7 protein-coding genes and 1 pseudogene are annotated in these 9,181 nt (G+C 47.2%); 3 read left to right on the forward strand and 5 right to left on the reverse strand.

What is annotated here, in order from left to right:
- Window positions 1–524, forward strand: a pseudogene (locus tag V5298_RS14105) (hypothetical protein); the annotation flags it as partial.
- A 250-nt stretch (window positions 525–774) separates the two neighbouring features.
- On the opposite strand, the gene tadA reads toward V5298_RS14105, so the two are convergent.
- On the reverse strand, window positions 775–1,293 hold the full coding sequence (tadA, locus tag V5298_RS14110) for a tRNA adenosine(34) deaminase TadA (protein WP_332932089.1): 519 nt from the start codon (window positions 1,291–1,293) through the stop codon (window positions 775–777).
- A 241-nt stretch (window positions 1,294–1,534) separates the two neighbouring features.
- On the opposite strand from tadA, the gene V5298_RS14115 reads away from it, so the two are divergent.
- Window positions 1,535–1,768, forward strand: a complete 234-nt coding sequence (locus V5298_RS14115; RefSeq protein ID WP_332932090.1) for a hypothetical protein — start codon at window positions 1,535–1,537, stop codon at window positions 1,766–1,768.
- Window positions 1,769–1,844: 76 nt separating this feature from the next.
- Here the strand turns inward: V5298_RS14115 and V5298_RS14120 are convergent, their stop codons facing one another.
- Window positions 1,845–3,782, reverse strand: a complete 1,938-nt coding sequence (locus tag V5298_RS14120; protein ID WP_332932106.1) for a cation:proton antiporter — start codon at window positions 3,780–3,782, stop codon at window positions 1,845–1,847.
- Between the two features lie 164 nt (window positions 3,783–3,946).
- Here V5298_RS14120 and V5298_RS14125 point away from each other — a divergent pair, with 164 nt between their 5' ends.
- Window positions 3,947–4,852, forward strand: a complete 906-nt coding sequence (locus V5298_RS14125; protein ID WP_332932091.1) for a GGDEF domain-containing protein — start codon at window positions 3,947–3,949, stop codon at window positions 4,850–4,852.
- A gap of 30 nt (window positions 4,853–4,882) precedes the next feature.
- Here V5298_RS14125 and tilS read toward each other — a convergent pair whose 3' ends face one another.
- From tilS to dnaE, 3 genes are all read right to left on the reverse strand, one after another.
- Complete coding sequence (tilS, locus tag V5298_RS14130; protein ID WP_332932092.1) at window positions 4,883–6,172, reverse strand: tRNA lysidine(34) synthetase TilS; 1,290 nt, start codon at window positions 6,170–6,172, stop codon at window positions 4,883–4,885.
- Window positions 6,173–6,184: 12 nt separating this feature from the next.
- Complete coding sequence (accA, locus tag V5298_RS14135) at window positions 6,185–7,141, reverse strand: acetyl-CoA carboxylase carboxyl transferase subunit alpha (RefSeq protein ID WP_332932093.1); 957 nt, start codon at window positions 7,139–7,141, stop codon at window positions 6,185–6,187.
- Window positions 7,142–7,174: 33 nt separating this feature from the next.
- Window positions 7,175–9,181, reverse strand: a 2,007-nt coding sequence (gene dnaE, locus V5298_RS14140; protein WP_332932094.1) for a DNA polymerase III subunit alpha, incomplete at its 5' end; no start/stop codon positions are given.

Genomic DNA, 9,181 nt, shown 5'->3' on the forward strand with positions numbered 1-9,181 from the left:
CCCTAACGGCACTGGAATCGAAGTATTTTGACAACCCAATGCCGACTCCCCTCGCTGACATGGACACCATGGTGGGGCTGGCGCATCAAAAAATTCAGGCTCTTACCGACCATTTTCGCCCTCTTTCTTCTGCGCTGCCCTGGCAACTTCATGCAGCAGTGGCCTATAGCCAACAACAGTGGCAACCCTTGGGGGAAACCATATCTGCAGATTTAGAAAAACTGGCCTATGGGCTTCCGGCCCGGATTGAAGGTCAGGATAAAATGTGGATGACACTAGCGGCATACTTTGGCGGCGAACCTCACCTTGAAGATGCCCGGGCATTAACGGCGCAACAAGGTGGCGATCCCGATAACTGGATTGACGTAAAACAACGCTACCCCCGTCTTACGGAGAAACGCTTTTACCGCCATACTGAAGCCGGGTTTGTAGAAGCCGACGAAGTGCTTCGCAAGGTGGAAAACACAGTCCACTATTATCGAGCGCTCAAGGTTTTATCCGCGCAAAATGAAAAAGAATTGTGAATTACTGGCGAGTTGCTAAAAATTGTCATAATGTTGACACATATATCGCCTAAAACCGTCTGTAATTTACTGTGTTAACACACAGCTCCTCCCCGTGAACAAGCAGAGAGGTTTGATGAGAAAAAATCGATTTATGAGACCGAAGAAAATGATTAAAAATAACTACCGCCGTAAACTCATGTTGAAACGCGCTCACCAGCGGGTGTTACGACGCCGCAGAATGTTTATGACCCAAGAAATGGTGCCATAGCTAGTCGCTGTCAGCACCACCATGTTTTTGTGCTTTTTTTAAGGCTTTTTTTTCCGCTCTGCGTCGGCGAAAAAAGGCTGATACGGTGGCAGCACATTCATCGGCCAGAACGCCGCCCACAAGCTCGGTTTGATGATTTAGATGTGCATTTTGCAATAGTTGCATAACCGAACCACCTGCACCGGTTTTTAAATCCGTCGCGCCAAACACCACTTTAGAGATCCGGGCATGGACAATGGCACCGGCACACATAGGGCAAGGCTCTAAAGTGACATACAAGGTCGCATCAACAACCCGATAATTTTTGCGATGTGACGCCGCCATGCGAATGGCCATCATTTCTGCATGAGCCGATGGATCGTGCTGGTTGATGGACAAATTCCATCCCTCACCAATCACTTGTCCGTCGGCCACGATCACGGCTCCCACCGGCACTTCGCCAAGAGCTTCTGCTTTTTCAGCCAGTTTCAGGGCGTAGCGCATCCAGTACGCATCTTGGTTTTCTTCTTGCTCATTCATTAGTTAATTTGACCACAAATTTAGTAATTATCGCCAATTTACAGTATGCACTACGATGACAAAATAATAACTTATTGTTTTTAAATGATATTCCCAAGTGGCAACCTTCTTGCTATTTTCTTACACAACAAATCACGTTATTGCCATGGGGCTTGATACTCGCTGGAGAATCTATTGCAGACCGGGCGACAAACGGCGCCATTGGCGCTAAACTCTAATTTTACTGTGTTGAGGGAACAAAATGAACATGACCGCTATCTTCATCGTTGCTATTTGCGCTTGGGCCTTGGTGGAAATCACCGGAAACGCGAAGGATAAACGGCGGAATAAGAAAAGTACACAACAAGAAGAGGCCCTACGACAAGAAATCGAGGCACTGCGCGACCGTATAGAAGTGCTGGAAAAAATCGTCACCGATGACAACTATGATCTCAAAAAACAGTTTAAAGATTTAGAAAAAGATAAAGTTGCTTAACGATTAGCAAAAATACCACACCACACACACCGTGCCACCCCAGTGGCACAGCGTAAAAGAAAAAAACAAAATGAACTCAATGACCGTCTAAAAAACGACGCTCTGCCCGTTCCACCCGGCGCGGTTTACCGGCAATAATTAACACATCAGCAGCCTGTAAAACAAAAGCTTCCGGCGGTTGTTCGATGGTGTGATCATGCCTGCGTACCCCTTTGAGCTTCACCTGCATACGATTAAAATCAATGTCGCAGAGTTTTTTCCCAATATAGGCCGCGTTGTGATTTAATTCCACGCCATGGATAAACTCCAGTTTATCTTCGGTGCCATAGCTTATTTGTGTGGTTTCACCTGGGTAAAAGCCGTGAAAATGATCATAACGCCCTTGTCGTTCTTCCCGTACCCGCCGCAAAATTTTTGACATTGGCACACCGGCATAATGCAAGACTTGGGAAATTAACATGAGGTTGCCTTCCTGAATTTCCGGCACCACCTGACTGGCTCCAGCTTCATACAGCGATGCCAGCTGATAATCCCGCTTTGTTCTCACCATAATATTGGTTTTCGGTGCAATTTGCCGACAAACACTGATCACTTGCTTGGCTTTTTCTGGCTCATCAAAGGTGATAAGAACAAGACTGGCCGCTTGTGCTCCCGCTTTTTCCAATATATTTTTCTGGCTGGCATCACCAAATAGAATGGATTCGCCAGCATTACGACTTTCATGCACCCGAACCGGATCCACATCAATGGTTATATAGCCAATGCCCTCTAGCTTCAGTAATCGGGAAACAGACTGTCCCACCCTGCCAAACCCTGCGATAACAATGTGGTTAGTTAAATTTTCAGCCTCAGCTGGGTTGTTTTTGGGAATGTCTACCGGTGCGCTTTGCGGCACCAATTTTTTCGCCCAACCCACGCTACGATTAATCAGCAGTGGTGTCAGAGCCATACTGATAATACCCATACTAATGATCACCGAGGAAGTTCTGCTATCAATCACCCCTTCAGACGTTGCCAACGCCGCAATCACAAAACTGAATTCACCAATCTGACACAACTTGATCCCCGTGGCCCATGAGTCCACAGGATCACACCGAAGGACTTTTCCTACCAAGCGTAATAACAGGGTTTTCAACGCCATTAAACACACAACGCCAACACAAATGATCAAGCCATCGGAGGCTAATACATCAAGCTTAAGTTGCATCCCTACGGTGGCAAAAAACAGCCCCATAAGAATGTCACGGAAAGGACGAATATCGGCTTCCAACTGATATTTGTACTGACTTTCACCTAACATCATACCGGCCAGAAACGCCCCTAATGCCATGGATAATCCGAACACATAAGTTAGTCCTCCGGCCAAAATCGCCACTAAAATGGTGGTTAGGACAAAGAGTTCGTCAGTGCGGGTTTTGGCCACTTCGCGAAACACCCACGGCAATACCCATTTACCTGCCGACAATAAAATGACGACGACAATCAACCCCTTAACAAGGGCTTGAATAAGGGCCGACACTAAACTGACGTCTTCGCCCGATGACATTAACGGGATAGCGATTAAAAAGGGCACCACAGCCAGATCCTGAAACAACAAGATACTAATGGCCATTTCTCTGCGGCGATGATTAAGGGTTCCGGCTTCGGTAAACTGTTTTATCACGATAGCGGTGGAACTCAGTGCCAGCATTCCCCCGATTATAATCGACGCCCCAGGCGCCATGCCAAAGCCATATGCAATGAGGGAAAATGCCAAGGTGGTAACCAGCATTTGTCCAAGCCCCACGCCAAACACTAGGCTTCGCATGGACATCAGTTTAGGTAACGAGAATTCCAGACCAAGAGAAAAAAGTAAGAAAACAATGCCTATCTCTGCAAGTAAATGCATATCTTCAGGATGGGCAAACAATGAAAAAATATCCGGACCGGCGAGAAAACCGGCAAATAAATAAGCTAAAATAGGGGGAAGATGCAATTTCCTGAAGACGGCAACACTGACTACCGACAGCGCCATTAACGCAACCACCTGACCAAAACCACTCGCTAACACATTTCACCCTCCGAATTACTGGCATATAAAATGCTAAGTTTAAAAACTATTGCTGCAATGACGATTTTCCGACACTTATGGGGTTCGCGTACAGCGTTTACTGCCTGAGGTTACCTAGGAGCTTTGCTTTGGAATTATCTACGTCACTCTTTGAACATACGCTGTCTGACAACTTTTATCCAATTTCGTCAAATTGTGGACGTCTTACTATGGAACAAAAAAATGCCTTTTTGCGTCAATTGTTAACCACCATTGACTTATCTGCCTTAGGCTCGCTGTATTTCCATCAACTGAAGCAGTATGTTTCCCTTGTGCATCTTAACCTTAGCAAAGCCCAACGTCATCTCACCTATGGAAAATTACCTGACACAAGCGTTCAGGAAAATACCTTCTCGCTGCCCCTAAAAGGGGGGAATGAAGAAGCCCATCCCCATTGCGTTCAATATACTTTTAAATCCATCCCTACGCGGGAGGAACGGCTCTGCGTCGGTGAATTGCACCTTTTATTTTCCCATCAGTTTGCCAACGCTTTAGCCTTTGAAAATATGAGAAAATTAGCAAGTAAGGACACACTAACAACATTAGGAAACCGAAACGCCTTTAACGAAGCCAGCACCCGTTTACACAGCCGGGCTAAACGACATGGTGAAGGCTATGGCATTATGGTCATCGACTTAGACAATTTTAAAAATGTTAACGATAAATTTGGCCATCAGGAAGGTGATCTCGTGCTGCAAGCCGTCGCCATGCAGATATCCTTAGTACTTCGCAGTGAAGATCAGGCCTTTCGCCTTGGTGGTGATGAATTTTGCTGCCTGCTTACCTGCGAGGACAAACAGGATCTGACGAAGATCGCAAAGCGCTTAAAGCAGCGCGTAGAAAACCATGTGTTACTGGCACAGCACCATATTTCATGTAGTATCGGCGGCAGCACCTATCAGGACGGTGACGACGTACAAGCATTATTTTCCCGGGCGGATAATGCCATGTATAGAGTAAAAGCAGCGGGAAAAAATGATTACATTGCGGCATAATCCTGCGCATTGTGCGGCAGAAACCTGCCGTTAATAGATAACAATTTTATCTGCAATCCCGTCTTGCAGTTCCACTACCGTCTCTTTTAATAATACCGCTACCGGTTCATCATCTTTTAGCAACAAAGGCACGTTATCACGCTCCCAAGGCGGGACATGCCATTCTTTAAGCCATTTTCGCGGCGTTTTACTCACCCTATTTTTGACGCTATACACCTTCGATAACGAGGTAAAGGGCACAGCTCGCCACGCACCTGATTGCTGAATAATAAAATCTGTGTACCACCAAGGTAAATGGTGCTTCTGATGTGGGACTAAAATGGCCTCGGTAGCCGGAGCCAATGGCTGACATACATACAAGGCACCCGCAAACCGACGTACAGCATAATCCCCCACTTGCACTAATGGCTGGGCATCTTCCCTTGCATGCAAACACCTGAGTATTTCGTCAAGTTGCGCCTGACTGGGCATTGCCAGTGAATCCTTCGCTAACCAATGTCTGCACACGGCTCGTTGCCAACGTCGCTTAAGGGCCAATAAGGGCTTCACTAAAAGTGTGTGGTTCGGGCCTGCGGCTAGGGTGTAGCGTTCTTCAATGACATCTTGGAGCATGGCATTTTGCTCCTGTAACAAATCACAACTGCGAGCAGCAGTACTGGCAATATGCGGCCAGCGCTTTTTCAACAGTGGGATAATGTCATTGCGGAGAAAATTACGATCAAAACGGGGATCCAAATTTGATTCATCAAAAATCCAGTTAAGATCATGGGCCAGAGCGGTTTGCTCGATTTGCCGCCGTGATAACGACAAAAGCGGTCGCAGCACGGCAATGTGCCCGCGATAGGATATCTCTGTCATGGCCGCTAAACCTAGAGGCCCACTTCCCCGTTTCAGTGTTAAAAGCAAGGTTTCAAGCTGATCATCTTGATGCTGACCTAACAGCAGCGCTCCTTGATGCTGCTGACAATACGCCGTTAATGCAGCATACCGTGCGTTTCGCGCTTGCTCTTCTAGGCTTTTACGGGCTTGATCTACCACATCGACATGTATGGCATGAAAGGGAATTTGATGCTGTTGGCAATACCTTTGACAGTGGGCTTGCCATTCATCTGCGTTGGTACTTAAACCGTGATGAATATATACCCCATGGACAGGGAGCGGACTTGTTAATACGGCAGCATGAAGTAACACCGTAGAATCAACGCCACCGCTAAACCCCACAACAAGGGTCGCAGGTGGCGTTTCTAGTTGACTAAGCAGACCCCGTAAACGCTGAGCAATGTATGCTGTGATCGACGGGGGATCAGTCTGCTGGGTCATTCACTTTAATACTTAACAGTAGCCAAATGACAATAAACGTTGATAACGTTCTTCCAGCAAATCTTCCACACTCAGGGTTTTAAGCTGACTAAGCTGTTGCTTAATGGTGGCTTTCAGATTTGCTGCCATACTATCGTGATCACGATGAGCGCCGCCTAAGGGCTCTTCCACAATACTGTTAATCAAGCCCAGCTCTTTGATCTGCGGTGCACTTACACCCATGGCTTCAGCCGCTAATGGGGCTTTTTCAGCACTTTTCCATAAAATGGAAGCACAGCCTTCCGGCGAAATCACCGAATAGGTCGAGTATTGCAACATATTTACCCGATCGCCCACACCAATGGCCAAGGCACCACCGGAGCCACCCTCACCGATAACGGTACACACAATGGGTACCCGCAACTGCGCCATTTCGAACAGATTGCGCGCAATGGCTTCACTTTGGCCCCGCTCTTCGGCACCCACTCCTGGGTAGGCTCCTGGTGTGTCGATTAAGGTAACAATGGGTAAATTAAAACGTTCAGCCATTTTCATTAGCCTTAACGCCTTGCGATACCCTTCTGGTTTGGGCATACCAAAATTACGCTTTATTTTTTCGTGGGTGTCACGGCCTTTTTGATGACCAATAAGCATGATGGGTTGATCATCAATTTTCGCCAATCCACCCACAATGGCTTTATCATCCGCAAAGGCACGATCTCCGGCCAATTCATCAAACTCGGTAAACACTCGCCCAACATAATCTAATGTGTAGGGACGCATGGGATGACGTGCTAACTGAGAAATCTGCCAAGCACCCAAATCGGAAAATATTTTACGGGTGAGATCCGAGCTTTTGCCCCGTAACTTAGTGATTTCTTCTTCAATGCCCACATCGAAATCACCACCCTGATTCACCAGCCGAAGTTCTTCGATTTTTGCTTCTAGTTCAGCGATCGGCTGTTCAAATTCCAAAAACTGTATACTCATTCTGTGTCCTATCTTTACTACCTTTCACGCCTGTCAGTGATAACTCATAACGACCGACTGCTCACCCAGACACTGTTTTAAATCATGTAACAACTGGTCTTCCGGTGTTACATACCATTGTGCGCCACAAGCCAAGACGGCTTCTGCATCTGGATGCACAACGCGTAATTGTACCGGGCAACTGCCACCGCGATATGGTTCCAGAATTGCCTGTAGTGATGACACTTTTTTGTCATCACATGTTTGTGTGTTCAGTTGCAGCGAAAGTGCTTTTGCGTTTTGCTCTCGTGCCTGAACAATATCCATTGCATCTCGGGCGGAGATTGTATTGCCCCCCGAGAAATCATCAAAGCTGACCTGTCCTTTTACCAGCAAGATACGGTCAGGTTCAAGAATACTTTCATATTTTTCGTACATTTCGGGGAAAAAACGTACATCCATTCTGGCACTCTTATCATCTAAGGTCACAATGGCCCAGCGTCGTCCCCGCTTATTTGTCATAACCCGAACGCCTAAAACCAATCCCACCGCCGTCGCCATCTGGTCCTTGGCCGTGGGTTTTAAGTCTACCAGACGTCCATCGCAATAATGTTTAATTTCTTGCGCGTACTGATTAATGGGATGACCGGTAAGGTATAAGCCTAGGGTTTCTTTCTCCCCTTCAAGCCAAACCTTCTCAGGCCATTCAGGTACATCTGCAAAAGCCTGTTTCACGTCGTCAGGTTCTGTGGTCAATAAACCAAACATGTCCGATTGCCCGAAGGATTCTGCTTTTGCATGCTGACCGGCCGCAGCAATGGCATCGGGTAAGGACGCCATCAAGGCCGCTCGATGGGGACCAAGGTTATCCATTGCCCCTGCTAACACCAACTTTTCCAGTACCCGTTTATTTACGCGCTTGATATCCACTTTAGCACAAAAATCAAACAAGTCGGTAAATGCCCCATGTTGTTCACGGGCTTCTATGATGGCTTCGATGGGCCCTTCGCCTACGCCCTTAATGGCACCGATGCCATAAACGATATTGCCATCACTATCTACGGTGAATTTATAGCGTCCAGCATTTAAGTCTGGCGGCAGGATTTTCAACCCCATGCGGTCGACTTCGTCAACCAAGGTCACAATTTTATCCGTATTATCCATATCGGCTGACATCACCGCCGCCATGAATTCAGGGGGATAATGTACTTTTAACCAAAGTGTCTGATATGACACTAGGGCATAGGCCGCAGAGTGTGACTTGTTGAAGCCATATCCCGCAAATTTCTCTACCAGATCGAAGATTTTCATCGCCAGATCCGGATCGATATTATTGTTGTGGGACCCCTCTTTAAATACCGCTCGCTGTTTGGCCATTTCTTCGGGTTTTTTCTTACCCATGGCCCGGCGCAGCAAGTCCGCACCGCCTAAGGAATAGCCTGCCATCACCTGAGCGATCTGCATCACCTGTTCCTGATACAGAATAATACCATAGGTGGGTTCGAGTATTTCTTTTAAGCATTCGTGCTGATACTCAGCATCCGGGTAGGAAATGGCTTCGCGACCATGTTTACGGTCGATGAAGTTTTCCACCATGCCCGATTGCAACGGACCCGGGCGAAATAATGCCACCAAGGCGATAATATCTTCAAAGCAGTCTGGCTTGAGGCGCTTAATCAGCTCTTTCATTCCCCGGGATTCAAGCTGGAACACCGCGGTGGTTTCCGCTGCCTGTAGTGAACGAAAACTCTTTTTATCTTCAAGAGGGATAGCGGTGATATCCACCTCTTCATTGCGCCCTTCTTTGATCATATCCAGCGCCCACTGAATAATCGTCAGCGTACGCAAACCAAGAAAGTCAAATTTCACCAGCCCGGCAGTTTCAACGTCGTTTTTATCGAACTGGGTAACCGGGTTTTTGCCTTCATCATCGCAATAAAGTGGCGAAAAATCCGTGATGGCAGTGGGCGCAATCACCACGCCCCCGGCATGTTTACCGGCATTCCTTGTCACCCCTTCCAAGATACGCGCCATATCGATAAGGTCTTTGACTTCCTCATC

The organism is Alteromonas sp. 14N.309.X.WAT.G.H12 (assembly GCF_036697315.1).
Lineage (GTDB): Bacteria > Pseudomonadota > Gammaproteobacteria > Enterobacterales > Alteromonadaceae > Alteromonas.